This is a genomic window from Pseudomonas sp. WJP1, assembly GCF_028471945.1.
Lineage (GTDB): Bacteria > Pseudomonadota > Gammaproteobacteria > Pseudomonadales > Pseudomonadaceae > Aquipseudomonas.
The window spans coordinates 3,476,038-3,500,354 of sequence record NZ_CP110128.1 but is presented as its reverse complement, the minus strand read 5'-3'; the positions used below and the strand labels follow the sequence as shown (position 1 = coordinate 3,500,354).

Annotated in this window: 17 protein-coding genes; all 17 read right to left on the bottom strand. The window is 61.5% G+C overall.

Annotated features, from left to right (window positions below; genetic code table 11):
- Positions 1-997: 997 nt before the first annotated feature.
- The 17 genes from OH720_RS31890 to OH720_RS15615 all read right to left on the bottom strand — a co-directional run bounded on the left by OH720_RS31890 (position 998) and on the right by OH720_RS15615 (position 24,251).
- Positions 998-1,348, bottom strand: a complete 351-nt coding sequence (locus tag OH720_RS31890) for a peptidase inhibitor family I36 protein (RefSeq protein WP_442967318.1) — start codon at positions 1,346-1,348, stop codon at positions 998-1,000.
- Between the two features lie 384 nt (positions 1,349-1,732).
- Positions 1,733-4,834 carry a DUF6519 domain-containing protein gene (locus OH720_RS15690; RefSeq protein ID WP_272606383.1) on the bottom strand — a complete coding sequence of 1,034 codons (3,102 nt, stop codon included), beginning with the start codon at positions 4,832-4,834 and terminating at the stop codon, positions 1,733-1,735.
- 28 nt (positions 4,835-4,862) lie between these two features.
- Positions 4,863-7,004, bottom strand: coding sequence for a hypothetical protein (locus OH720_RS15685; RefSeq protein WP_272606382.1), 2,142 nt, complete (start codon positions 7,002-7,004; stop codon positions 4,863-4,865).
- Positions 7,001-10,039: a putative baseplate assembly protein gene (locus tag OH720_RS15680; protein WP_272606381.1), complete on the bottom strand. Its 3,039-nt coding sequence runs from the start codon at positions 10,037-10,039 to the stop codon at positions 7,001-7,003. Before OH720_RS15680 ends, OH720_RS15685 begins: the two co-directional genes overlap by 4 nt.
- 92 nt (positions 10,040-10,131) lie before the next feature.
- Positions 10,132-12,549, bottom strand: a complete 2,418-nt coding sequence (locus tag OH720_RS15675; protein WP_272606380.1) for a putative baseplate assembly protein — start codon at positions 12,547-12,549, stop codon at positions 10,132-10,134.
- Positions 12,546-12,908 carry a GPW/gp25 family protein gene (locus OH720_RS15670; protein WP_272606379.1) on the bottom strand — a complete coding sequence of 121 codons (363 nt, stop codon included), beginning with the start codon at positions 12,906-12,908 and terminating at the stop codon, positions 12,546-12,548. The genes OH720_RS15675 and OH720_RS15670 overlap by 4 nt, the downstream gene beginning before the upstream one ends.
- Before the next feature lies 1 nt (position 12,909).
- Positions 12,910-13,236 (bottom strand): hypothetical protein, encoded by a 327-nt coding sequence (locus OH720_RS15665; RefSeq protein ID WP_272606378.1) that lies wholly within the window; start codon positions 13,234-13,236, stop codon positions 12,910-12,912.
- 57 nt (positions 13,237-13,293) lie between these two features.
- Entirely contained in the window at positions 13,294-13,809 is a 516-nt protein-coding gene (locus OH720_RS15660; protein ID WP_272606377.1) for a phage baseplate assembly protein V, read from the bottom strand.
- Positions 13,806-14,918 carry a hypothetical protein gene (locus OH720_RS15655; protein WP_272606376.1) on the bottom strand — a complete coding sequence of 371 codons (1,113 nt, stop codon included), beginning with the start codon at positions 14,916-14,918 and terminating at the stop codon, positions 13,806-13,808. Before OH720_RS15655 ends, OH720_RS15660 begins: the two co-directional genes overlap by 4 nt.
- A 4-nt stretch (positions 14,919-14,922) precedes the next feature.
- A complete protein-coding gene (locus OH720_RS15650) occupies positions 14,923-15,240 on the bottom strand; it encodes a hypothetical protein (protein WP_272606375.1) in 318 nt (105 codons plus the stop codon).
- Positions 15,241-15,272: 32 nt separating this feature from the next.
- The gene (locus OH720_RS15645) at positions 15,273-15,929 is read right to left on the bottom strand and encodes a hypothetical protein (RefSeq protein ID WP_272606374.1); all 657 of its coding nucleotides are present in this window, start codon (positions 15,927-15,929) and stop codon (positions 15,273-15,275) included.
- Positions 15,926-19,255 (bottom strand): eCIS core domain-containing protein, encoded by a 3,330-nt coding sequence (locus tag OH720_RS15640; RefSeq protein ID WP_272606373.1) that lies wholly within the window; start codon positions 19,253-19,255, stop codon positions 15,926-15,928. The genes OH720_RS15645 and OH720_RS15640 overlap by 4 nt, the downstream gene beginning before the upstream one ends.
- A complete protein-coding gene (locus tag OH720_RS15635; protein ID WP_272606372.1) occupies positions 19,252-19,530 on the bottom strand; it encodes a hypothetical protein in 279 nt (92 codons plus the stop codon). Before OH720_RS15635 ends, OH720_RS15640 begins: the two co-directional genes overlap by 4 nt.
- Positions 19,527-21,434: an ATP-binding protein gene (locus OH720_RS15630; RefSeq protein WP_272606371.1), complete on the bottom strand. Its 1,908-nt coding sequence runs from the start codon at positions 21,432-21,434 to the stop codon at positions 19,527-19,529. The genes OH720_RS15635 and OH720_RS15630 overlap by 4 nt, the downstream gene beginning before the upstream one ends.
- Entirely contained in the window at positions 21,431-22,762 is a 1,332-nt protein-coding gene (locus tag OH720_RS15625; protein ID WP_272606370.1) for a DUF4255 domain-containing protein, read from the bottom strand. Before OH720_RS15625 ends, OH720_RS15630 begins: the two co-directional genes overlap by 4 nt.
- Positions 22,759-23,523, bottom strand: coding sequence for a hypothetical protein (locus tag OH720_RS15620; protein WP_272606369.1), 765 nt, complete (start codon positions 23,521-23,523; stop codon positions 22,759-22,761). Before OH720_RS15620 ends, OH720_RS15625 begins: the two co-directional genes overlap by 4 nt.
- The gene (locus tag OH720_RS15615) at positions 23,520-24,251 is read right to left on the bottom strand and encodes a T4 family baseplate hub assembly chaperone (protein ID WP_272606368.1); all 732 of its coding nucleotides are present in this window, start codon (positions 24,249-24,251) and stop codon (positions 23,520-23,522) included. Before OH720_RS15615 ends, OH720_RS15620 begins: the two co-directional genes overlap by 4 nt.
- Between the last annotated feature and the right edge of the window lie 66 nt (positions 24,252-24,317).

Sequence of the window (24,317 nt, the reverse complement as noted above, 5' to 3'; positions counted from 1 at the left end):
GAACCCTTGCGGATAGTCTCGCGTACCCCGGGGTGCAGTTGTTGCGTCGCCGGGTCGGTGAAACGCAGCTCCAGCTCGGTGTGTCGCTGGATCTGCACGGTCTTCCAGGGTGTGTGCACCCCGCTTTTCAGATTTTCACCGTGGCTGAAGGTGCCGTCTTCGAAACGTGAACGTGACAATGCGGTGCCGGGTTCGATGGCCGGATCAAAACGCGATTGCGCCATGAACAGATAGTTGTCACCCGACTCGGCAAAAATGTGCCCGGCCTCGCGCTGGATGAGATCGCCCAATACATCGTTGGGCACGCGACCGCAGAGGCAGCCCAGGACCTTTCCATCGACCCTCAGGGGCTGATAGAACATCAGCGTGACTTCATCAAAGAAGCGTGAAGACAAAGGGCCGATTTGCAAGGTCAGTGGATCGCTGTAAGGGCCATGCAGAAACGGCGCCTTCAATCCCTCTGCCAATGCGCGGGTTTGCTCATGCCGGTTTTGACCGCGTCGAGTCCAGGTCGAAGCGATCACACTGCCGCTGGTGTCTACGACGAACAACTCCGAAAAATCTTCCGCCTGGTTGAGCTTGTCCACCAACGAAGTGCTGTCGAGGTGGGCGAAATCACGACCCAGGTTCTCCGCCAGTTCCGCCAGGTGTTCCCACTGCTCGCGCGTCCAGTTCTGCAGCAACTGTACCCGGGTTTCAGCGATGGCTTCGAAGGTTTGCTCGATCACCGGGTAAGCCGACCGATTGAGCCAGCACGACCAGCCCATCCGGACTTTGCCAGTCTTGCCGAACCAGGGGAGCCAGCGCTTTTCACTGGCGGACAACGGCATGAAATTACTTGATAGCGACATCCACTTCGTCCATTGCGACATTCAGATGGCTATTCGATAGCAAATACCAGGCCAATTCGTGAGCAGGCTAACCATCCTTCGTCTTGCCTTGCCTTCGCTCGGCTGACTCTCCGTACATGTCCTGGCTAACTATGCTCTGCCCTGCCCTATCTGCATTCACACTGCCACGATGAAATATCATCATTCCAGTCATCTCCAATATATTGGCACTCCCCAAACGCCTGTGATGCACCGCCTTTATCCCTATCCTCCCACACGACAACACGGCACCCGGGAGAGACTCTGAACGAGGAAATCTTATCGTTCATCCTGTCTCCAACATACGTTTTAATATGATTAGGCCTTAAATCCTGGTGCCTTCCATCAAAGTCGGCATGCTCATAAGCCACACAGCCGCCCGTTGTAGCGCTTGCACCAGTCGAACAAATACCGTCACCGGCGACGGCATCGATGCAAAGGAATGTGCAACTGATTGAGAGCGCCAGAAAAAAAAGCATCACTAACATTTTATGGCTGGACCACGCCATGTGTCCGCACTTCCCGGCTGACTCAAGATACTCGTGCGTGCCCAGTCCTATCCACGCCTCGGATACTCCCTTTCCGTGATAAGTTGTTTGAATATGCATTTTTTATCTCCTCAAGAAATGCTGAACTTTATGCGCCTACTTGTAATGCGCAGAGCTTTCGTACACTTCCCCTCCTTGTCACCATCGAGCCGATACCAATGCTGCGTGACTTCGCAAGACAACGTCAGACTTGTTGCCAATCGCCAGGTGTGGCGCACCTGCAATTTATGTTTTGTCTTGTAAAACGTTACTGGCACCCTCTTGTCGTTATAACCATGACCAACAAAACTCATCGTTTGGTTTGGCGATCCCGGTTTACATCTCGACGAAAAATATTCCGCTATTTGCCAACTGCTGCGAGGCGTCGTGGCCCAGCAAATACAGTTGGGATTCAATGGTGAAGTTGCCAATGTATTTGCCTTGGTGCGCGATGCACGCGGCAACCTCACCGGCCGGATCGAACAGGTTCTGGCTCAGACTGATTTTCATTGCCAATAGTTGGTTTTGCGACCCCACCAGGGTATTGGCGTCTGCCAACAGGCTTCGGTAACAGCCTTCGATCACCCCGCCATTACCCGCGCCGGCTAGAGCACTCAGGCGTTTGAGCATCTCGTCGCTAAGCCTGATCTGACGCAGGCGATTGTTGCGCAAACGCAGTTCTCCAGCGCCAACTTTGAAGCGGACCCGGCCCGAACTCAATCCTAGGGCCACGCGTTTCAAGGCATCAATGTCCAATCGCTCATCGTTTTCGGCTTCGCCATACAAGGACAGCCGACCGTTGAAGACGTTGTCGGCCAACAGCGTATCGGCGTCGCCATCGCCCAGGGACAACGCAAAACCGGGGCGTTCGAGCAACAGTTCAGCGCGCAGCCGCCCGAGCGAAAGAGCCAGTCGACTCGGACCGGCTGCTGTTTCAATATCCGCACGCAATGTCGTCAGCGCATCCAGTTCTTCGCCATTGAGCTTTAGCGCATTGCCAGCTGCGCCCATAATCTGATCAACCTGTTGACCGAACAGCTTGCGTTGCGCTGCGCTGTAGGCTGTAAACTCGGCGACGGTCGTGTCTGCGATGGACGTAAACAGCGCACCGTTGCCCACTTTCAAGGCGGTCTGCAGCGGCGCCAACAGGGGTACGGCGGCGATCAGGTCCAACACCCGTTGCGCCCCGTCGGTTCGGTAGGCATTGATTACATTGCCACTGAGGTCGATGCGCTGGGCGTTTTCGATATGCACCAGGCTATTTCCCGCTACCGTCAGGCCCGACGAACGCAGGCGATGCAAGCGCAACTGCTCGCATCCATCGAACTGCATGGACTGGCTGTCACCCATTGCAACGATGTCGAAATCCATCAAGGTCAATGACCTGTAGCCGCGCCAATTGCATTTTTGATCCCTGAGAACCAGCCGGCTGGCCGGGCCGCTGCCGTGGATGAACACGTGGGTGCCCGGCGGCGCGTCCTCGTCAAGGCTGTCGGCCAGGCGATGTATGCCGGGCAGCAGGCACAGGCAGAGGTCACGCCGGTCCTGCTTGAACAAGGTAATGAGCGCGATGTCGAGGTTTTCGAATTCACCACCGACCCCTACGCTGGTGCAGCAACCCCCGCCGTGACTCTTTTGACACAGTGCATCGATTGCCTCCTGCACGGTATGGATGCCCTGGGCGGCCATGTCAGGGCACTTGGCCGGGTCATAGGCGACCTGCGCCGCCAGCGACAGGCGGGCAGAAAAGTGAATGGTATTGAACTTGCCCGCCACCGGCTGGCCCGCCTCCAACAATTGGGCGTTGCAGGTCTGGTTCAGATCTGTGGCTGACAAGCTCCAGGCAACACTCGCAACGCCATCCGCGCCACTGGCGATGATCTGCACGGCGGTGCCATTGGGCAATGTGCCGTGACTGACGCTGAAACGGACCTGGGCCCCAGCCACCGGAAACTCGCCGTTGAACACCGCCACTTCCAGAGGGCTGGGCAGTGGCACGGGCTGTGGGTCCAGTGGGTTGGGCATGGCTTCTTGCCCGTCACCGCCGACGTAATAGAGATTGGTCAGCGCAGTCAACGCTGGAAACAGCTGGCGGCAATCGGATAACGAGGTCCAGGCCCCGGCCTGGCAGGCGAGCACGGCCAGGCGGGTGAACGCACGCAGCACACCCTGGGGTGGCATTAGTTTGGGCTTGTTTGCCTCCACCGGCCATTCCACGTCGCCCGTGGCGGTGCGTGCCGGGATGGTCCAGAAATCGCCGATCCGGTATCTGCCGGGGGTGAATTTGACTTCGACACCGTCCTCCAGCGTGTCCCATCCGCTGTTGGCGTTGGCCGGTGCAGGCGCCATCCTGGCCCAGTTCTCCCAGCGACGCACTCGCGGATTATTCAGGTACAACAGTTCATCCAGCGGCTCGGTGGCGCTGCCCAGGTCGAGGGTCACCACATTGCCCGCGGTCTTGAGGACCTTAACCAGCGCGCCTGAGCGTCCGAGCAGTTCATGGGTATCATCGATAAATTCCAGCCAGCATTCGGCAGTGATGGCCAGGTCCGCGTCGCGACCGATGCTGGCGACTTCGAACTCGTTCCCGGCCGGGTTACCCAGCCAGCGCGTCACCCGGGTCAGGAGGCTGCCGTTGTCTCGGGACCACTTGTAGAGGACATCACCCGACCCACTGCCATCATCATGAATCTCGACACGGTACAAGCGATTTTCCAGGCGCCGATAGCCTGCTTCCGGGGCCAGCAGGCACGGATCCTTCGGCGGTGTGCTCGGCTCGGCACGGGCGGCCAGTTTGCCGTCCGTCTCAGCGATCAGGGCGGTCCAGGCCGGCAGCACGCTCTGGCAGTTGAAGTCAGCACCGAGGTCGGCTGCGCGAAGCAGTTTGACCTGCCAGACCAGTTGATCACGGGTCGCGCTGTCCGGCCCGCCGAGGGCTACCTCACGGATCAGAGGGTCTTCCAGGGCGGTGATATGGCGCAACCAGGCCTCGAGGTAGCCCAGGTACAGGCCGTCCGGTGGGTCGATCCCTTGGCCATTGTTGTCGTAGACCTTGATTTCGCTCAACGCAGGGGCGTTTGCCGGTGGCAGCGGCAACATCCCTGCTGAACCGGGCAGCACCGGCGAAGCGTTAGCTGGCAGTTGCGGCTGGCTGGTCACTGCGACGGGGGTTGCGATCTCGCAAAGCAACCCTTCGACATAGTAACGGCCAGCACCGACCACGATGTTCTTGCCGTTACCGGTCAACAGAAAGCCGGGGTTGGCGATCGGTCCGCCGCTGTGGCCGATCGTATCGACGGTTTCGGTTTCGATGCGGCGATTGAGAATGTCCTGTTGTTCGTTCCAGTCTGCATCCAGCTGTACCCTTCCTTGCTGCATGCGGACTGCGCGGTAGTGTTGGCCAGGTTTGTCGGTGGAGCGGGTGAGATCGGCTTTCATGGTCGTCTGTCCCGATGTGTACGTTCGGTCAATTCACAAAAATCACGCCGGCCTCGAGGCCCAAGCGCAGATATTCATCCAGGGCCTGGCGCAGGTTGGCCTCACGCTGGGGTTGTTGCAGCAGGTTCCAGACGCCCATTTCGGCGCCGTCCTCGGCACCGCGGCACAGCTCCACGGCGCAGCCAAGGCGTAGCTGGGAATAGGCTGGGTGACCGAATGTCACCGAGGTAAAGGCTGGGGTAACCCGCACACTCTCGCGCTTGGCCTTGGTAGCAGGCACGCCTTGCATAACCAGGTCAGGCAGGCAGCGATAGCGACGTGGTGTCTGCGAGCCTTGCGGTACGAAACTGAAGCGAACGCAGCCTTCCTGCAGCCGGGTGATCGTCAATTTCGCGTTGAAAAGGCAATTGCTGGCTGTCAGCCCACCGGCCGCTGTAGTGCCAAATACGCTACAGCGGTCGAGGTCCAGATACGTGTCCGGCAAGTCGAAGGCTGGCTTATCCGCATTGTCGAACACGCAGGCGCGCCCCACTACGCCAGCAATGGCCTTGGCAACCTGCAGCGGGCCGCACAGGCAATGGGTCAGGCGCAGCCACAACTGGCTGGCGGCCCCCGTATGGCGGATACCGCCCTTGTCAGGGGTCAGGCTGCAATGGCGCACGTTGACTTCGCCCAGCGCGCCGTCCAGGCCCAGTTGGCCGTCCAGCAGCAGGCCAGACAAACTGAGCCGGGTATTGAGGTTGCCGCGCAGACGCCAGTCGCCGACCAGTACTGGTCGCCGCTTGTTGGCGGCTTCGATGGCCAGGTGGGTGTCCGGCAGGTCGAGATCGGGTGTGAGCTGCTGCGTCGCGTCATCAAGCAAGTAGATCAACGTGCTGGTGCCGGCTTTTACTGCCGTCAGTGCATCGGCCAGGGACGGGTGATCATCCGGCACCCGCAAGAGCACCTGGAAGTCCGTGGGCTTGAGCAGACCCTGCTCCGCTTCCCGGTCATGCTGCGCGGGGCGGCGGTCATAAGGGCCGCCGCCAATATCGCCGGGGAAGCCGTAGCTGTAGGCGACCTCCACGGTTGTCGCGGTCTTGCCGGCCGGCAGGGCAATGCGCCCGAGCACCGGGTCGATGCCTACCAGGAACTGGCTGGCGTCGGCGGGAAAGGTCTTGGCCGCCCCTCCAACGCTGGTTGTTTTGACTGTCACGCTTGGCGGAGGTCGCCGCCATTGTTCGGGCACCACTCCCGGCAGCGCAGACAAATTGCACACGACCAGATGTTCCGGCGGGATTTGCAAGTCGTCGAGCCAGACCCGCAACACCGGGCCATTCTCTTGCTCCTGATCGTTGGGGAAGTAGACACTGTCGGGCTCGACGCCATCGGCCAACGCCTGACGCAGGGCCGTCAGTTCATCATGCAAAACGCGCCGTGACAGCGGTTCCGGCACGTTTTCCGGCAGCGCCAGATGGGTGATTTCCTGCTCGCTGCGGGACCGGTTGAACAACATGCCCTCGCCTTGCTGCAGTGGTCCGGGAAAGCTGCGACCCAAGGCATCGAAGCTGTAGAAACCGGGCAGGCTGGTGGCGGTATGGGCCGTACACCGTTGCAGCGGATAAGCCTGGAGGCGCCAGATATACAGCCCGATGTTGGCTATGTTGTAACGCCCGGCTGTCAGCGGTCGCACCTCGACGCTGTGGGCACAGCGGTCGAACGGTCCGTCGACCCGTTCCATTTGCGCGGCGTCGCGCACGTTCGGCGTGCGCACGTTGTGCAGGCGGCGATGGTCCAGGTACTGGGTGGTGCCCAACAGCTCGAAAAACTCTACCGCCCGAGCGCACCATCCGGTGGTGTCGCACGCCAGTTGCTCGAGCACCGGCAGCGTGCCTTTACGACGACGCAGGCGCAGGGTGTTGGCGACGTATGCACGCAATGTAAAGGCTTGAGTGCCACTGACCGGGTAGAGCGCCCGCACCCCCAGCAACTCGCCGATATAGGGGATCAACCAATCATCGCAGGTCTCGATGAACCAGTTGTCGTAAAGTCGGGCGATGTCGGCCTCGACAAAAGCGCCCTGCTCGGCGATCACCTCCAACAGCGCACGCAGTTGCCCACCCGTTTCGGCGTCACGATCACGGTAGAACGCCGGCAGCCGGGCCAACAGGAATTCGGCATCGATGCTCATTGGCTAAGCTCCGTCAGGATGACTTGTCCGGGGTCCAGCAACAACAACTGCGCGGCAAGGATCTGCGTGCCTTGCCAACGCGCACCACGTGCACGCAGGCGCCCGTCCGGGCCAGCGACGCTGCTGGTCAGGAGGCCGTCGAAAAGCTGCAGGCTGTCCAGATCGACTCGCTCCACGCCTGCTACACGTTGCATCAGGGCCAGCACTTCGCTGCCGCTTACTGACTGGCCATAGCGCCGTGCGGCAAAACAGTACGCCTCGGCCAGCGAATCGCGCACAGCCGCCAGGACCGCTGCGCTTTCATAATCAGGTTTCACCCGAAGGTTGGCCGACAGGCCGAAACGCAGGACCACACCCGGTTCGAGTTTGAGGCGCTGGTGGGCCGGGCTAACTGAATCAATCGCCGTTGCCAGGTTGCGATAAAGCTGTGATCCGGGATCGATCTCGCTACCGCCGACGCCGCTGATAGAGAGGTGGACCAACCGCTGTTCGCCATCCCAAAGCCACACCGCCTGGGCTTTGCCGACGCCGGCGAAGGCGGCGGCGAAGTCCTCGACATCCCGAAGGGAAACAATCCGGTCCAGGGTCATTACCGGCAAAGGCGCATTTTGTCGGGCGCTGTCGCAGCCTTCCGGGTCGACCCCACCCGCCGCCGGCACGGGGTTGATCACCTCCTTGACCCCCAACGGGCGAGTCAACAGCAGACTAATGGCCCCTTGTTTCAGGTTGCCGGCAGCACCAATGCCGACCCGATAGCGTGCCTGCACGTTCATCTGCCCGCTGGGTAGACGGCTGCCGTACTGACCATCGCCCAATTGCACGGTGACAGTCCCGTCGTCACCGCGTCGGACAAGGTACGCACGGTCGTGCGGCGTCAGTTCGCCAAGGCGCGGCGCTTCGGCCCAGCGCAGGCCATCGACGCGTATTTCCAGTGTGCTCTGGATACCCGAAGGCGTGGGGGCGCTAATGTAAGTCAGCGGCTTTTGCTGTAGCACAAAGCGCTGGAACGCTTGCCCGGCATCGCCGCTGCCGAGGATTTCCGGCGCAATGCGCATCTGTTTGCTGTCGCCATGACTGGCAGGCGCCACGTTGGCATTGATGCGCACACTCAGTGGCAGGTAGGTGTTGAGCAGATCGCTGGCAAGCTCCAGGCGTGAACGCGGGCCGCTACTGTCGTTACGCCGTAGTTGCACGACCTCACTGGCCGACTCCAGCAGCACTTCGTGGTGGGCGCCGTCGGCGAACGTGAGACTCGCCAGGCGCCCGTCCCTGGAAATCTCCAAGGCTGCCAGCGCGTCGCCCTCCAGCAGTCGCTTGCGTGCCGGAGCATTTTGCGCCGCTGCGGCCAGGGTCAGGCCGCTGATGGCCAGCCACTGCCCCTCCTGCAGTTGCGCCTGGAGCCCGTCGAGGGTCAGCTCATGACCACTGAGCAAACCTGAAACGGGACGAAGCGCCCACGGCAGTTCGATGGATTCGCCATATACCGTTGTATCGCGCAGGTGCTCGTTGAACAGCTCGCGCAATTGCTCGCCGCGCAATTTCAGGCGCGTGGTCTTGCTGCTCAGGGTGAATGCGGCGCGGGCGTCCTCGCCGGCTTCCAGTATCTGGTACAGCTCCTGGTAGTCCGGCAGCGCCAACACCAGCCAGCTGCCGGCCACCAGCCTGGGGTAACTGGCGTCCAGATGCACCGTGTGCACATCCCGTGGGTACAGCCGGCTTTGCCCGATAATCTGTTTGGCAATACCGGGGCCCTGCCAACTCAGTTGTATCAGCGCCGCACCGGTGTTTTCGAAGTACTCCAGGCGGATGTCGAGCTTTTGCCCGGCCTTGAGTTCGTGCAAGGTGGCACTGGGCTCGGGGTTGTCCTTGCCGGGCCATTGATTGATCAATAATTGCCCGTTGAGCCACAGGCGCACGCCATCATCGGCCTTGACGAAAATGCTGTAGCTGCCGCTCTCGGGTATCTGCAGCCAACCGCTCCAGCGTACCGAGAACCTATCGGCGCTCAGGCTCGGATCGGGGTTGGCAGTACCCCAGTCGAAATTAACGGTGGCGTCCGTACGACTCAGTTTTCGCGTCTTGAAATCGCTGCCTTCGAAATACTCGCCATACAAACCACTGCCCGCAGCCTTCGTGCCGGGTGGATCGGAAATGTCCGCCAGGGTGAAGTTCGGCCATTGCCCGTGCACGCTGATGAGGGCCTGGGCGTCGTCATCAAACCCCAGGTAGCTCGCCCGCAGACTGCGCGGCATGGCGCGCCAGTCTGGCGCCGCCTGACCGAACAACGCAGCTTTGGTGCGCAAGGCAAAGCAGCGGGGGTTGGCTCTGGCTGGCTCGACATGGGGCAGGATGTTACCCAGCGGCCGGTCGAGGCTCACCACCGTGTACCCGGCCAGGGGATCGGCACTGGGTTCCACGGGCGCAATCACCTGTACGCGCGCCACCCGGCGCACATCCCAGTTTTCGCTGCCGGGGTTTTTCAGCCGTTCATCTCCAACGATCAGCAGCGTATCGCCAACTTGCAGGCGGGTGCCCTGCCCCTTCAAATACAGTGTACGACTGCCCCAGTACGGTGGCACGGGCTCCTGGCTCACCACGCGCAAGGCATTCCAGGCCACGCGAGCGTGCAATGGCTCCAGGGTTTCGAAAACCTGAGGCATCTCATCCTGCTCGGGGATGCTCTGGCATTTGCTGCCCGCTTCGATTCGCGCCGTCAGCGGCGCGCCAGGCGCGGTCTCCAGGGAAAACGCCAGGAAGGTCGAGGCTGCGACGCCGGGGCGCAATTCATAACCGATGGTACGTGCCAGTTCCAGCACCGAGCGCCGTTCTGTCGCGGTGCGCAGGAAGCCCTCGTTGGCAATGCGTTCCTGATAGAAGCTCAGCACGTCGAGTACCCCAGCCCAGGCATCGAGCAGTGCCAGCACCGGATCATCGCTATCGCGAGTGCTCAGGTCGAGCAACACCGGCACGCTGGACAGACGCTCCAGCATGGCCTGGCGAAAGCGCCCGTGTGTGCCGACACGGTAGTGCAGCATCGGCTGCCCCGGTGGGTTCATCTCATCGACCGGAGTCGGCGTTTGAGGTGCGCTGCAGCAGCCGCATTGTTTGTCTTCTCCTGCGCCATTACTCATACGCCACCCTGCATGCTGAGCCGCAGCCGGCCGTTCTCGGGGAAGTTCGGGTCGTTATCCAGGCGCAGCACTTCGAGGGGGGTAGCGTGGATAAAGCCCTGTTCGATCTCCTGGTTGGGTGTCTTGCCCCAGCGCTGGAACACCTTCACCTCAAGGGAGGCCACGCCCGTCACCGAGTGCGCCGCCTCCACCAGTGCCGACAGGGCCAGGCCCTGACCAAAGCTGAAGTGATCGGGATGAAAGAAGCCCTGTTGTCCCAGCGCATCCTCACGGTTGCCCAGGCGCACGAGCAGCCCACGTTTCACCGACGTGGCAAAGTAGCCCGGCAGCACGCAGATGTTCAGCTGGATATCCAGCGCTACGTTGATCGGCTCGCTCAAGTCCAAGTCATAACCGGCCAGGCGATAGCGCTCCAGGTGCTCGAGCATTGCCTTGCGAAACGGCGCATCCATCGGCTTGCCGCCTTTGCGGTCAATGCTGACGAACATGCTGTACCAGCTGCCGGTCCAGCGCAGCCGAGCGGCAGCCCGCTGCACCTCGGGATGGCGCTCGGCAATGCGTGCATAGTCGGTTTCGGTGACCGCCCTTTCCTGGGTACGAAATGCTTGCGGTGCAAACAGCTTGATCGAGTTCGCGCTCTCGGGTTCTGCGCCGCCCAGCGCCGGCAGCGGGTTGCGCACCGCTTCGATGTGGGGTTCGATCAGTGGGTCATCGCAAATGATGTGGGTGATGCTCTCGGCGCCGACATTGCCGATGCTGCCACCGCCCTGGCGATAGCTGGCCAACAAACGGCTTCGGGGGGTTGGTTGCAGGCCGAAGCGATTGTCACCGAAACGCAGGAAGGCACTGCCATCGGCTTCGGTTTCCACCACGAATGCCCGGGCGAAACAGTCGCTCGCGAGCAGGTCGCGGCGCGGCGTCCAACTGATGACATCTGCCTTGGGCGGGGCGCCGGCAACGCCGGTGCCGTCCTCGATCAACTGCATGTCGGCCGCAACGGCTTGTCGCCAGTCCTGTCTCAGGCTGCTGCAGGCCGAGCGTGTCGGATCGTCTTCATAGGGCTGTGCATAGACGATATTGGGCTCACGCAGGCGCGGTCGGTAGTTTCCTGTGTCAGGTACAGTGTCCGGCAACAGGGTTTCATTGCTGCGGGTCAGGCCATGGTCGGCCAGTACCAGGTTGGCACGGGCACAGGCGACGGTGAGTACCAGGCTCACCCCCGCCTGCTCTATCTGCACACTGACGCACATCTCGAATGGCAATGCGTCTTCAGCATGCCATCTGACCAGTTTCAGCGGCGTACCGGTGAGCGGGTCCAGCCCCTGCGTGACTTCGACCAGCCGCACCACGTGCCGATGGCTGCGATCGACATTCGCCGCCCAACCGTATTTCAGGTCGGGTACTTGCTCCAGCAGCAGCAACATCCCCGGCTGCAAATTGAGTGGCGGCTTGTTGACCAATGCGGCTTCCTGCGCGCCAGCGCTCAGGCAAAAATTCGGCTCGCCCCAAGGGTGGATCGCAATCTCGTTGTGCGCCGCCCACAAAGGCAAGGGGTGCAAGGTTTCGAAGACCTGGGTTGCGCCGTCTGGCAGGGTCTCCAGCACGGCCTTTTCCACTCGCGGGCCCGGGCCAAACCCGCGGGTCAGCAATGGTGTGCGTACCCGCAGCACCTGACCATCGGCTTTACCGTTGATCATCAAGCTGACAAATACCCGGCTGTTGCAACCCTGTTGAATCGGGTAATCGAGCAAGCGTGCGTGCCGGCACAACGACACGCGCCGGCGTGCCGTGCCCAGGTAAGCCTCGGTGGCCACGGCGTCCTGGTAGTAACTGAGCTGATCGCCGATGTGCGCGAGCATCTCGACCAGCGCCACCGTGAAGTCCGCCGGGTTGCGCTCGCGAAACCCCGGTATCAGCTGCCCCATCCGGTCCAGCATCAGCCGACGGAAACTTCCATAGTCCTTGGCCAGGTAATCCAGCTGCGGCTCGACCCAAGCCTGCGGGGGGCATGAGTGGTCATCGGCGCAATCGAACTCGGAGGGGCACTGTGCCTTGAAACTGAAGCGAATGCTCGACAAGCAAGGGTCGAATCCCTCGGGTGGGTCTTGCGGGGCAGCAGGATCGATCAGCACGAAACGGTACCAGGAAAAATCACCGGCCTGGTCCAGGGTCAAGTCAAGCTGATTGCCCTTGATGCTCAGGCTTGCAATATGCACCCCGGTGATCCGCACCCCACCCTCGATCATGCAATTGGCGCTGGTGATACCGATCAGCGGGTAGACGAACACCACGCGCAACTTGCGCTGGTCCCGTGAGACCACCTCCAGGTAGTCGATGCCGTTGAGGGCCGGCGAGCCGAGATCGCGCAGCAATTGCAGGCGGTGGCGGTTATCAGAGAGGAACTCGCGTTTCATGGTCCGATTTCCCGGCTGAAGGTTGCCAGTTGAGGCTGGCGATCCTGGCGCATGACGTATTTCACGGTCACGTTCAGGCGCGCATTGAGATTGAGTACTTGCACCTCTTCGACCTCGATCAGCTCACCCAGCCACTGTTGCAGCGACCCTTGCACGGTCATCTGCAAGGCGGCGGCAAGGGCATCGCTGTTGGGAGCAAACACCAGTTGCAGCAGCCCACAGCCGAAGTCCGGGCGGTTCACCCGCTCGCCCGGTACGGTAAACAGCACTTGCTCGATCATGTCGCGCACGTGCAGGTCGGCGAAGACCTCCGTGCTGCGGCCGCGCGAATCGATACTTAATGGAAAGTCCAAGGCCATATCAGACTCCTGAGACCCGCATCTGGGTGGCCGTGATCATCAATGGCGTACCGGTTGGCGTGCAGATCGAGGTACTCGATTGCAGTAATACCGGTTGCCCTCCGGCATACACCCGCGTGGCCCCGACCAACCATTGACCGATGATGCAAGGCCCATTGCCTGGCAGCGGTGGCGGCATGCTGCAGCCGGCGACCACATAGGGCGCCGTGAGGGTCGTCACCGGCTGACCGGCCAGCAGTACCCGGGCAAAAGGTGCGGTCGACATTGCCTGGCCGCCGTGGGCGCACATCACGGTGGCACCGGCATGGAGGAGAAAACCAGGCATCATGGGCACTCCTGTGTCAGGGGCGGGTTGGCACGTTGGCCGCAGCTTGAACGCTTCATATCAAATCACCGCCAAGGCGCCCTGGTTGATATCGACCGTTGGCCCCGTGAGCATGATCGTGGCGCCCTGGCCATTGCTGATGGTGATGCCGATTTCGTTGATCGAGATCATCGCGCCAGTCATGGTCTTGAGCAGGATGCCGCCGGTTGGGCCCGGCAGGTCGGAGATGGTCAGGCCGTTCTGGTTGCCGGTCTGCAGAACGATGCTCGGCGACACTGGCAAGCCCGTCAGCGCCAGTGCCGGCAACTCTGCGGCACTGCCCCAGAAGCCACCGACCCAGATCGGGTAATCCTGGTTGCCCTGCTCGAATTCCACCCAGACCCCGGCACCGATCTGTGGCACCACAAACATGCCACTCTGCTGCCCCGCGAACGGCAAGCAAGGCATCGCCCAGCTGGAAACGCCCAGCCCCAGCACATCGGGCACCTGCACCTGGATACGCGCCATTTGCATCGGGTCGATGTTGTTCTGCACCACGCCACGGAACTTGCCGTAGAACTTGCCTTCAGCGTTCATGCCAGAACCCTCAGTATCGTCGAAACCAGCCCATTGCGAGTCAGCGTAAAGCTCTGCTTGAACTCGCCCGGCTTGAAGTTGCTGGTCACGGCTTTCACGTAATAGAGCCCGTCGAAAGCTACACCTGCGCCACGCACGCCAACCAGTTGGCGTGCCTTTAGCAGCGTTCCATAGCGCAACACGTCGAGCGAGCCGGTGGCGGTCACCACATCCCTGGAGCTCGCCGCTTCCGCCAGGCCCTTGGACAACCCCTCCGTCGACTTGAGCTTGGCAGTGTCCTTGAGCAAATGAGTCGATTTGGGCACCAGTGCCAGCATCCCGAGCGGTGGGTTGATCAGGCTGATGTCAGGAATCGGCAGCGGGATCGGAAACTTGGTCAAAGGGTTCTGGACAAATACCGTAGGCAAGCTGGCCTTGGTGTGGTCGATGCTGAATGACAGCGACTCGACGTTGCTCTGGGCGTCCATGCCCAGGTTCAACGCCGGTTGCGGCATGCCCAGCTTGATCTCAGGTCCCCAATAAGCGGTGTTTGCCCCTGGCAGCGGGCCAGGCTCGACATAGAAAACGTAACCGGCGTCCTTGGCCAGCTGCTGTACATAGGCAAGGTCGGTGCCCTCATGGGTGGGGATCTTGTCGACCGGGACCGGCACATCCTTGAAGAGTTGCGCGATCACCAGCGGCACCATGCCAAAGACCGCGTACTTGGCGATGATCAACGCCACCCGTGCCTCTACCGGCATGGCCGGATAGGGAATGCCATTGAATTCCTGCTGGTCCATGGCCACCGACAGGTCCTCACCGGTAATAGTCAGGGTGCTCTGCCCCGGTTCGTTGGAGCCGCTGACTTCCTGGCGGGTAATCAGCCCATCCATCAAGACCATCGGCAGGCTGTTGAGAGTGACTACGATAAGTACCCGCAACCACGGAACACGCCCGCCAGTGAGCAGCAACAGCACATGCAGCGGTGACTGGCTGTGCAGCGAAAACTTGATCTGAAAACCGCTGCGCGTGCCCGCCGCCGACGTCACCTGGATGCTCTGCAACGCATCGATCAGTGGCTTGGGCACCGGTACCGGGATCGCCGGGCCGACCAACAATGAGACGTGCATACCTTTAAGCATCACCAGGCCCCTGCATACCTTCGGGTAACGTCAGGCGCACAGGCCGCCCCGGCTCTTCAAGTTCCAGTGGATGCAAGCAACCATTGGCATCGGGCAGGCGCCAGAACTGTTCGGGGTCACCGAGTACCGCAGCCGCCAACCGATCGATGCGGTCGCCCTGGACCACCCTGTAGACCTGCAGGGTGACGAATGCCGAAGGGTCCGGGACGAAGCGCCGTCGCAGATACATCACCCGGTGCCCATCCGCCTGGGTCAGCTCGGTCGTTTCAGTCAAGTGGTAACGGCTGTTGGGTGGGAAACGATCACTCATGGTCTAGTCCTTTCTGGCGGTCGACTCACTGATCAGAACAAGGTACTCAAACCCAGGCTGGCCAGGGTCGCGTTGCCGGCCTTGCGCGCCAGGCGTTCGCGGCCCTGGTGGTAAACCATGTACAGGTGCCCGCCTTTGTCGCCCAGGCCTAGGTCATTGATGTTGAGCACACGCATGCCGAGACTGATACGGGCACGGATTGGATTGAGGTTGATGTCGAAGGCTTCCTCGACGATGGAGAAGTCGGTGATACGCACCGGCAACACGCGCTCCTTGCTCCAGACAAACAGAGGCAGTGGCGCTTGCACCGGAACAATTTCCAGCGTTCCGGCGTTGGCCATCTGATTGTTGCGGATCAGGGTGTTGCTGTCCGGATAGACAATGGTTTCCAACGCGGCCAGCTGCGGATGGATGCCCACTTCGATCACGCTGCGGTGCTGGTTGGAAAATTCAAGCTGGTCGGTGGCGTCGATCTCGGCGTCGAGCTTGATGGTCTCTATGGGCGGACCCTTGAGCCGTAACGGTTCGCTGATCGCGGCACTGCCACCAGTGCTTTGCGGCTGCAGGCTGCGGGTCAACAGGTCGGGGTTGTATTGCAGGGCGATTACTCGCTGCACCGAGCCGTTGACCGGATCGATAAGAATGATTCCGCCCTTGAGCACTTTGGGCGAGTTGGGAAGACCGGTCATGCTCCACCCCCTTGGCTCTTGGCCGCGGCGAACAGATTGTCGAGCATTTTCGAAGGGTTCAGGTCGAGTTGCGCGGGCTCCGCCTTGATGTCCGACAACGTGGGCATCCGCGGGCCTTCAACGCTGTCGTAGTGCAACGGCATGCGCACGCCGAGGCTAAGGCCGGTGTCGAATTTGCCACCCAGCAGCTCCCAGGTTTTTTCTGTACGCACCTTCAATGTCGAGACCCCGGCCTCGGCAAACAGCCGGGCATTGAGCTTCGCGGTGAGGACAATGCTGCCCCCTATGTAAGCGCTGGCATCGATGATGAACTTCTCTTTGCTGTAGGCGATCTCGCCGCCCAGATCGACCTTGCCTTGCAGGCCGGCAGTGGCCACTACATTAAGGCCGCCACCGGCTTCGGCGATGCCTGCGTCAGCGACCGCGTCGGCTCCCAGAGTCCCGGTGATACCGCCATCGGCCGGGATACTGGCCTTGGTCTTGAGGTTGAAACTGAAATCCGGGTCCGCATCGAACGGGCTGAACTTGACCTGCGCCCTGCTTCCCGTGAGCACGCCGGGGCCGACAGAGTAGTAATACCCCAGGCTTCCCCAGAGCTTGAACTTCAGACCGACCACGCCGATGGAGGCACCCGGGATCGGAATGTTCCCGGAGGCCTTGAAGAGGGTGTGGTCTTCCTGTTTTTCCGGGAAACGCTTGAACAAGGTGATGTCGGGAAAGCCGAGCTCACCGTCGAAGACGATCTTCTGGTGCTCGTCCACGGTAATGCCGGCGGTAGCCACCAGGCCTTTCTTGATTTCGTAGGAGAGTTTGCCCTTGCCGGTGATCTTTCCGTTGGGCCACAACTCGACGAGGATACTGCCCTGGGCCCGGCCCTTGTTGATCTTCATGTCCCCCTTGGCGGAGACCTTCTCATTGCCTTTCCTGTATTCGTAGGTAGCGTCAATTGTGCCTTCCAGGCCAGGGAAGATGAAACCGGCCTTGCCCTTGGCGCTGAACGACTCGCCATCGTACGAGAGGTTGGCCTGGAAGGGTTTGAGATAGGGGTTCTTGACCCCAATCGTACCGGCACCCTGGAGCATCCATTTGTTGGAGGCGTAGCTGAGGTCCAGGAATCCTTCGCTGCCGCCCGGCAGCTGCAGAATTATTTTGCCACCGGCGGCGATCTTGCCCCCCTCGAACGACACAAAGGCAGAACCACTCTTGAAGTAGGGAATTTTGCCGGCCATTTGCGCCGACTCGATTGTGGCGCCCCCGCTCCATTGCCCGTCACGATAATTGATCTTGCCCTTGGCCTCGTCGATGCCAGGCAAGTAGACGAAAAGATCGTTGCTGAACATCAGGCCTTTTTCGTCGGCGCTGATAATGACTTTGCTCTCGGCGATTTTCTTCGCCTCACCGAACTCCAGGCTCACGTAACCGTCAGGCTTGAGTTTGGGCGCAAGTGCCATGGACAGGGACGCGTCTTTGATTTTGACCCCGGGAAACGGCGGCTTCAGTTTATCCTTGCCCAGCGGCGCCTTGAGACAAAAAGAGTTCGGCGTAAAAGCCACTTCGAAACGGTTGAGGAAAGGCACTTTGTTCGTTGTGATATAGCCCTCCCCGGCCACCCCGCCCTCGACCACGCTCAGGCTGGTGAAGCGTCCCTCGCTTAGGTAGTCGTAGGTGAAAACAATGCCTGGGTGCGTCTTCGCCTCATCGGAAAGGCTCAGGTCGCCGTTCTTGGCCACATTCAAGACTACTTTGGTGCCTTTGGCCGGCAACGTTATCGGCAGCCGGGTGCGGTCGCGGTCGTCGATCATGGCGTGGATGCTGTCTTTACCCTTGGCGACCCGGTGCAGCGTCATCAACAACAGCCCAGGCAGCACTTCTGCGCTGGCGACGTTTTCCCGAATACCGGATTTAAAAATATCCTGGACCTTGCTTCCTTCGCGGATCCGCAACTCCACGGTCCTGCCACCGGCGCTGATCGAATAGCCGAAAAGGGGTTCACTGGACTTATCGGCGTGTCCGGCCTCACCCTTCTTTGGTGCCTTCAGCTTCTTGGCGACTTTACAACACGGCCCGCACTTGCCAGTGGATTTCATCTTGGCGTCTTTGAATATCATGCGCAGCTCGGCCGGTGGTTCCTTGCGGTCTTTCTCCATTTTCTGTGCGATGCTTTGGGCCAGACCGAAGACCTGCTGTTTGATAAGGCTACCGCTCATGCCATTATCGGCACGATCGAGCACTTGGATATTTTCCTCGGTGTTGTCGCCACCCACCTGCAGCTCGATGATGTGGTCCATCTCGCAGGTTCCGCCGCCGACCTTGGGGAATTCGGAGTCGCCACCGGCCTTTTGCCAGGCTGCGTTCAGCGCATCGCCCATTTTCCAGCCTCGCTTGTTGACCCAGCGCGAGCGCAACTCATCGGACTTGACACGCTCCTGCCAGTGCCCGGCTGCCTGGGCCTTGGTGCCCTGCATGGTGATAATGCCGCGCAGGGCTCCCGCCTTGGCCTTACTACGCCATTCTTCAATGACGGGACCCTTGACTTCATGCAGTTCCAGTTTATTGACGATGAAGGAAGCCAGTTCCTTATCCTCGCGTTTTACGTTGACACTGGTTTTCTTCTCTGGCGTGACCTTGTGGCCAGTGGTCATTTCCGTGCCCTTGTAGCGGCTCTCAATCTCATGCTCTTGTGATTTGCCCTTGTTGGCCGTGCGCGACAGGCGCGTTCCACCCTGGCTAAGCAAACCACTCGCCAGTGGCTGACCGCGCATGACGCTGCTGGCGGCCTGGTCGGCCTCATGCTCCAGGCGCTGGTATTGCGGGCCCTGGTCGGCCAGGTCAGTGCTGGCGAAACGTTGCAGCCCCTGCTGCTGCACGGTATGCGCCAGTTCATGGGCCAGCAGATGGCGACCGCTGTCGGTATGGGGCTGGTACTGGCCGCCGGCAAAGACGATGTCCTGGCCAACCGTGTAGGCGCGAGCATCGACCGCCTCGGCGCTGGCCGCGGCGGCACTGTCGTCGTGGATGCGTACGGTCGTGAAATCGTTGTTGAAGCGGTTTTCCATGAAGCTGCGGGTATCGCTATCGAGCGGTCGACCGGGGCGCGCCAGGGTGTCGCTGACGGTGCTCGGTATGCCCTGTCCGCTGTGAGCACCGTTTTCCTTGCGTTGCAGGTCAAGCGAACGCCTGGCCGCACAGCCGTCGCATTCGCCACTGCTGCCAGCCCCGGCGCCACAGGCGCATTTACGCTGCAACAGCAGTCTCGCCCCGGGGCTGCTTGACGGTGGCGCGTCGTGCTCGGTGGCGGGTGCACGTGCAAGGCTGTGTTCTGTCATGTCCACTGCCCCTGCAATTGCCTGGCGATCAACTGCGCAAGGCGCCGTCCGGTGCGCTCGGGGCGTTCGCCCGCAGGCGTTTCGAAACGAGGGAGGTGTATGCGATCGACCTCGAAACCCAGCCCCGGCAGCGGTCCCTGGACCAACAAGCGCCCCAGCTCGCGCTCCAGCGCACCAGCCAGACGCTGACCATTGCCGACGGAATAACCGGGTAGCGCCAGGGTGTCGATGGCCAACCGGATGGCTGAGGTAGCCGTAGCCTTGGGCGTGTTCATTGCCAGTCCCTCACTTCCGCCGCCGATAACGGTTTTTCCAGTTTGGCGAATTCCGCTTCGGCGGCAGCGCGCAAGTGCTGCATGCCGATGGCCATGTCCTGGTCCGCCGCGAGGAAGGCCGCGTTCAGCGCCAGGTTGCGGATATGCCCACCGGATAACGACAGCCTTGCCAACTTGCCGATATCCAGCGCGTCGCAGGGCGCGTCGGGCGGGAATGCCCGCTGCCAGATCGCACTACGGGCCTGCACATCCGGGAAGGGAAACTGCACGATGAAACGGATTCGCCGTTGGAACGCCGGATCGATGGCCTGCTTCAGGTTGCTGGTGAGAATGGCCAGGCCGCGATAAGTCTCGATGCGTTGCAGCAGGTAGCTGACTTCCAGGTTGGCGTAGCGATCATGGCTGTCGCGCACCTCGCTGCGTTTGCCAAACAAGGCGTCGGCTTCATCGAACAGCAAAATTGCACCACTGCTTTCGGCTGCGGTGAACACCCGCGACAGATTCTTCTCGGTCTCGCCTATGTACTTGCTGACCAGTGCCGCCAGGTCAACGCGGTAAAGGTCCAGCTGCAGTTCGCTGGCCAGCACCTCGGCGGCGAGGGTCTTGCCCGTACCGCTGCCGCCGGCAAACAAGGCGCTGATGCCCAGTCCGCGGCTGCTGCGTACCGCAAAACCCCAGTCGCGATAGACCCGGGAACGTTGACGAACCTGGGCTGCGAGGGTATGCAAACTGCACAGCGCTGCGTCAGGCAGTACCAGATCATCCCAGCTGGCACGGGCGTCGACCCGTTCGGCCAATTGCTCCAGACCGTGGCGAGCTTCTTCGCGGCAGGCCTGCCAGAGCTGCTCGACGGCGGTTTCGCCACGGGCTTTGAAACCTTGCGCGAGCCGGGAGATGGCGTTGCTGCTCAGTTGAAATTGCTCGGCCAGGGAGCCGAGCCGGCCATTCAAGCCCTCACCCGTTTCACCCAACTGCTGCTGCCAGATTTTCAGACGTGCGCAGGCTTCGTTGCGTTGGTCACCGAGGCGTAGCTGATCGCGGCGTAGCGGTATCGTGCTATCCCCGCTCAGTAACACCAGGCTTTGCAAGCGGTCGATAAAGTCGCCCAGACGTTGCGCCTGTTCAGGCCCCGGACTTTCTGGTTGCACCCAGAGCAAGGCGCCTCGCAGCAGCGCTTCACGCTCCCACAGGCGCGCCAGTTGTTCTCGCTCGACATGCCCGGCGGGCAAATTGTGCTCGGCAAGACGATAGAGGTGCAGGCCCAGGCTGGCCGCAAGCACCTGGGCAAAGCTTTCACCCTCGCAACCTGTCAGCCTGACCACCGGCGCCAGGACCAGGCTGGGTGCCGATTGCCACTGCACGGCGATGCTGTGCAAGCTTGCTTGAACCCTGTCGCCCGCTTCGGGTTCGCCTTCAGGCCGGCTCTCCTGGCGCAACCAGGGCTCCAGACGTGGGTCAGGGAAGCTCAGGCCTGCGATGCGATGCAGGATGTTTTCGTCGACCACTAGCCGCGCTTGCAAGGGTCCACCGGCACCGACGGGCTCAAGCAATTGCCAACGCCGTAAACGGCCTATCGGCGTCACCGCGCTCCACTCGGGCTCGGGCAACAGACGCAACGCCACTTCAAAGTTCAACCAGGGTTTGTCGGGGTCATCTTGCGCCTGTGCCAGCAACGCTCGAAAGCGTGGGTCCAGGTCCACGGCAGCAGCCAAAAGCAACAGATCCTGTTCGAAGCGGCTCAGGCCAAGACGCTCACTGATAAGCGCCAAGGCTGGCGGTGCCTGCAAGTAGGTGCCCAGCGGCGTAGCGGCTTCTGCCAGGTGCGCAGTCAGATAGGCGGCGAAAGCGTCCAGAGCCTGTGCAAGAGCGCGGCTGTTTTCGGCGAAATCGCGACGGTGGCTCATGGTGCCACCTCAGGGCCGTCGAACTGCCCATCCATGCCTTGGGTCAGCGCACTCGTGCCGGTATCCACCTGCACCCGGGCCAGATAGGCGCCTTGCACAACCCCCTGATATTCGATGGTGACGGCATCCGCCTGCTCATCGGGCCAGGAGATGCCGTTACCCTCACTGGCGTTGAAACTGTAAGCCCGCGCGGGACGGGCGCTCGGAGGGTTCTTTTCGTTCAGTAACAGGCGCACGCGTTGTCGGGCCCCCAGCGGCGGCGTGCAGGTCACCTTGAGTGCGCCGGCCCGAAAAGTGACACCGTCGATCACCATGCTGATCGCGCCAGGCAGCACGGTGAATATTGCCTGGGGGTTAAGGATGAACACACCGAGGTTGGACTCTATCGCGCCATGTACAGTGGGCGGCGTGCCCATCAGTTGCCCGTGCGACACCAGCAAGGTACAGACCCCGGCCCGCAAGGAGGCCGGCAATGCCGGCGGGTGCGGCGGGTCAGGCAACAGGAAACCGAACTCCAGCACCTCGTTGTCGACCCTGTTCAGAGCGGCACTCAGGTCCAGTCCGTTGACCAACAGGCACATCGGCTGTGCCTTGAGGTTCATGCCACTGACCCGCACGCTGCCGTCGGGCACAATCGGTATCGACGCCCCCTCCACTGACTCGACCCGGTCGACCCGCGGTGCACGCAATGGCATTGCATAGAGGTTACGCGCCAATACCGGCAGCGGCGTGCGCTGGCTCCTGGCGGTCGATTGCAGCACCACACTGATCAGGTACGCGGCACTGGGCCGGGCCGGCAGCTGGATGGCCGACCAGATCCGCGAAACTTCGTCGGCACTCAGGTTCAGGGGCGTTACTCGCAGTTGCTCGACCTGATCGGCCAACCCGGCCAACTCCAGCGCTTTTGGCAAATGGGGTTTGTTGGCATTAGGTTTGAGCGCTTCGCGAATGGCATCGCGTCCCATGCCCGGGATGTCATGGAGGACCTGCATGGCAGCGCCCAGCAGAATCTCGGCATGGAAGTCGGCGACTCCGTAGGCCGTAATCAGTACGTACAAATCCAGCGCCAGAGGCGGATTGCCAATGCGCTCTCCACTGCTGTCCCGGCCAGGCAGACCAAGGTTGGTCCAGCCGAGGTTGCGCATCTGGTTGTACAAAAAAATATTCAACTGGTCGCTGCTGCCGTTCGTATCGATCCGGTCCGGGGCTACACAGGTGACACTCGGCGCGCCACCGAGCACATCGCTGATTTTCATGTCGGCAAAGCCGACCTCCAGCATCTGCTGCAGGGTCGCGAGAGCGGCTGCCAGCCCCAGGGGCGAGCTCATGATCGTCGCCCCGTGCTGGCATCTCGTTCACTCAGGTACTCTTCCAGGGACTTGGCCGGCAGGCGGGGTGGCGGTTCTTCACGGCGCCCGGCTGGTGCGGGGCTCTGCGCGATAATCTCGATGCGACCGATGCTGATCTCGATCCTGGGGGCGGCAGGCAGGGGTTGCGGCTGCGTGGCGCGCGCCTCGGGCATGGAAAGCTGTGGCGGCTGTGGTACCGCGGTGTTGGGCGTCGACACCCTCAGGCGTTCGACTCGGCGCTCGATTGTCTCGCGGTGAGTCGTCTGCTGCTCAATACGCTCCCGATGGAGCAAGCGTTCTACCGGGCGGGTATCGTGCAGGCTTGGCGAATGGGCCGGGGTTGCCAATGCAAGCGGTGGCGTCGCCGGTGCGGACTGAACCGTCGGTGCTTCGTGCATTTGCGTGAAAGGCGAGCCAGGGAATGCCTGTGGCAAAGCCACCGTGGGTGGCAGAGCATTGCGCTCGAAACTCGAAGTGTAGGATGCCGCAGTGACGGGCACTGGCGAAGGTAGTACCGGGTCGGGTCGAATGGGAGTGATCGGTTCATGGCTGGGCAGCGCTGTGTCAGGTCTCTGCGCCGCCACTGTGAGCACTTCGCCAGCCTGCGCGATCAGCGTTTCTGGCGCCTGCTCCCAACGGCTTGGTGCAATGCCTTCGGCTTCGAAGCGCGATGCCAGGCGTGGCCGTATCGCTGGCGGATACAAGACGCGTCGGGCCAGGCCCAGCAGCAGGTCGTTCACGACAGTACCCGTTCCAGATAGCGGGCACGGCGCTGGGGGCTCAACGCTAGGATTTGCCCCTCGCTCCAGCCGTAGGCCGTGGCCAACAGGTGCACATGGTCGAGTGTTTGCCGGGCCCAGTGATCGAGGCCTTCCAACAGGTAGCTGGCAATATCGAATACCTCGCTCCAGCGCTGGTCGCACGCTGGGCAGCACATCTGCAGCTCGGTCAACGCTTGCGGATCGGCACGGCCCATGGCTTCGCTGAGTGCTTGCAGCAATGCTTGTGGCAGGGTCGAAAACTCAACGGTTTGCCCCCCCTGCTGCGCCTCTAGCAGGCAGCGACCTGCCAGCACCTTGCGCGCCTGGTCGATACTTGTCTCGGGGACCAAAGCCTGCAGGTCGAGGCTATCGGGCAGGCGAAAATGCACGAGGTAGTCCTCCCATTCGAACTGCCCGCACGCTTCGTCAGTGGGCGAGTCGTCCAGGCGCAGCTGCGAAGTGCTCAGGTTCAATTCCACCTGTTCACCGCAATGCCCACAGCAGGCCAAGGCTGTGAGTTGTGGCCCCAACAAAGCACCGTACAAATCCAGCAGGTGTGCGTCACGCCGACCCAGTGGCAGGCGTTCGGCGCCTGCCTGGCCATCAGTCAACAACGGTGCCAGAAGTGCACAGGGGCGTAACGCGGTGGGTAGCGTCAGGCTATGGTCCAGAATCGTGAGCCAGTCTGAGGTGGTGAGTGTGGACACAATGAGGGGCCTCCGTCATGGAAACGCCAGGAATGAGTCAAACAGCACAGTTCAATCGTCTTCCGC

Bases quoted from the DNA above. Each gene is read 5' to 3' on its own strand.
- OH720_RS31890 (WP_442967318.1), bottom strand. From the start codon at position 1,348: ATGCTTTTTTTTCTGGCGCTCTCAATCAGTTGCACATTCCTTTGCATC.
- OH720_RS15690 (WP_272606383.1), bottom strand. From the start codon at position 4,834: ATGAAAGCCGATCTCACCCGCTCCACCGACAAACCTGGCCAACACTAC.
- OH720_RS15685 (WP_272606382.1), bottom strand. From the start codon at position 7,004: ATGAGCATCGATGCCGAATTCCTGTTGGCCCGGCTGCCGGCGTTCTAC.
- OH720_RS15680 (WP_272606381.1), bottom strand. From the start codon at position 10,039: ATGCTGCACTACCGTGTCGGCACACACGGGCGCTTTCGCCAGGCCATG.
- OH720_RS15675 (WP_272606380.1), bottom strand. From the start codon at position 12,549: ATGAAACGCGAGTTCCTCTCTGATAACCGCCACCGCCTGCAATTGCTG.
- OH720_RS15670 (WP_272606379.1), bottom strand. From the start codon at position 12,908: ATGGCCTTGGACTTTCCATTAAGTATCGATTCGCGCGGCCGCAGCACG.
- OH720_RS15665 (WP_272606378.1), bottom strand. From the start codon at position 13,236: ATGATGCCTGGTTTTCTCCTCCATGCCGGTGCCACCGTGATGTGCGCC.
- OH720_RS15660 (WP_272606377.1), bottom strand. From the start codon at position 13,809: ATGAACGCTGAAGGCAAGTTCTACGGCAAGTTCCGTGGCGTGGTGCAG.
- OH720_RS15655 (WP_272606376.1), bottom strand. From the start codon at position 14,918: ATGCACGTCTCATTGTTGGTCGGCCCGGCGATCCCGGTACCGGTGCCC.
- OH720_RS15650 (WP_272606375.1), bottom strand. From the start codon at position 15,240: ATGAGTGATCGTTTCCCACCCAACAGCCGTTACCACTTGACTGAAACG.
- OH720_RS15645 (WP_272606374.1), bottom strand. From the start codon at position 15,929: ATGACCGGTCTTCCCAACTCGCCCAAAGTGCTCAAGGGCGGAATCATT.
- OH720_RS15640 (WP_272606373.1), bottom strand. From the start codon at position 19,255: ATGACAGAACACAGCCTTGCACGTGCACCCGCCACCGAGCACGACGCG.
- OH720_RS15635 (WP_272606372.1), bottom strand. From the start codon at position 19,530: ATGAACACGCCCAAGGCTACGGCTACCTCAGCCATCCGGTTGGCCATC.
- OH720_RS15630 (WP_272606371.1), bottom strand. From the start codon at position 21,434: ATGAGCCACCGTCGCGATTTCGCCGAAAACAGCCGCGCTCTTGCACAG.
- OH720_RS15625 (WP_272606370.1), bottom strand. From the start codon at position 22,762: ATGAGCTCGCCCCTGGGGCTGGCAGCCGCTCTCGCGACCCTGCAGCAG.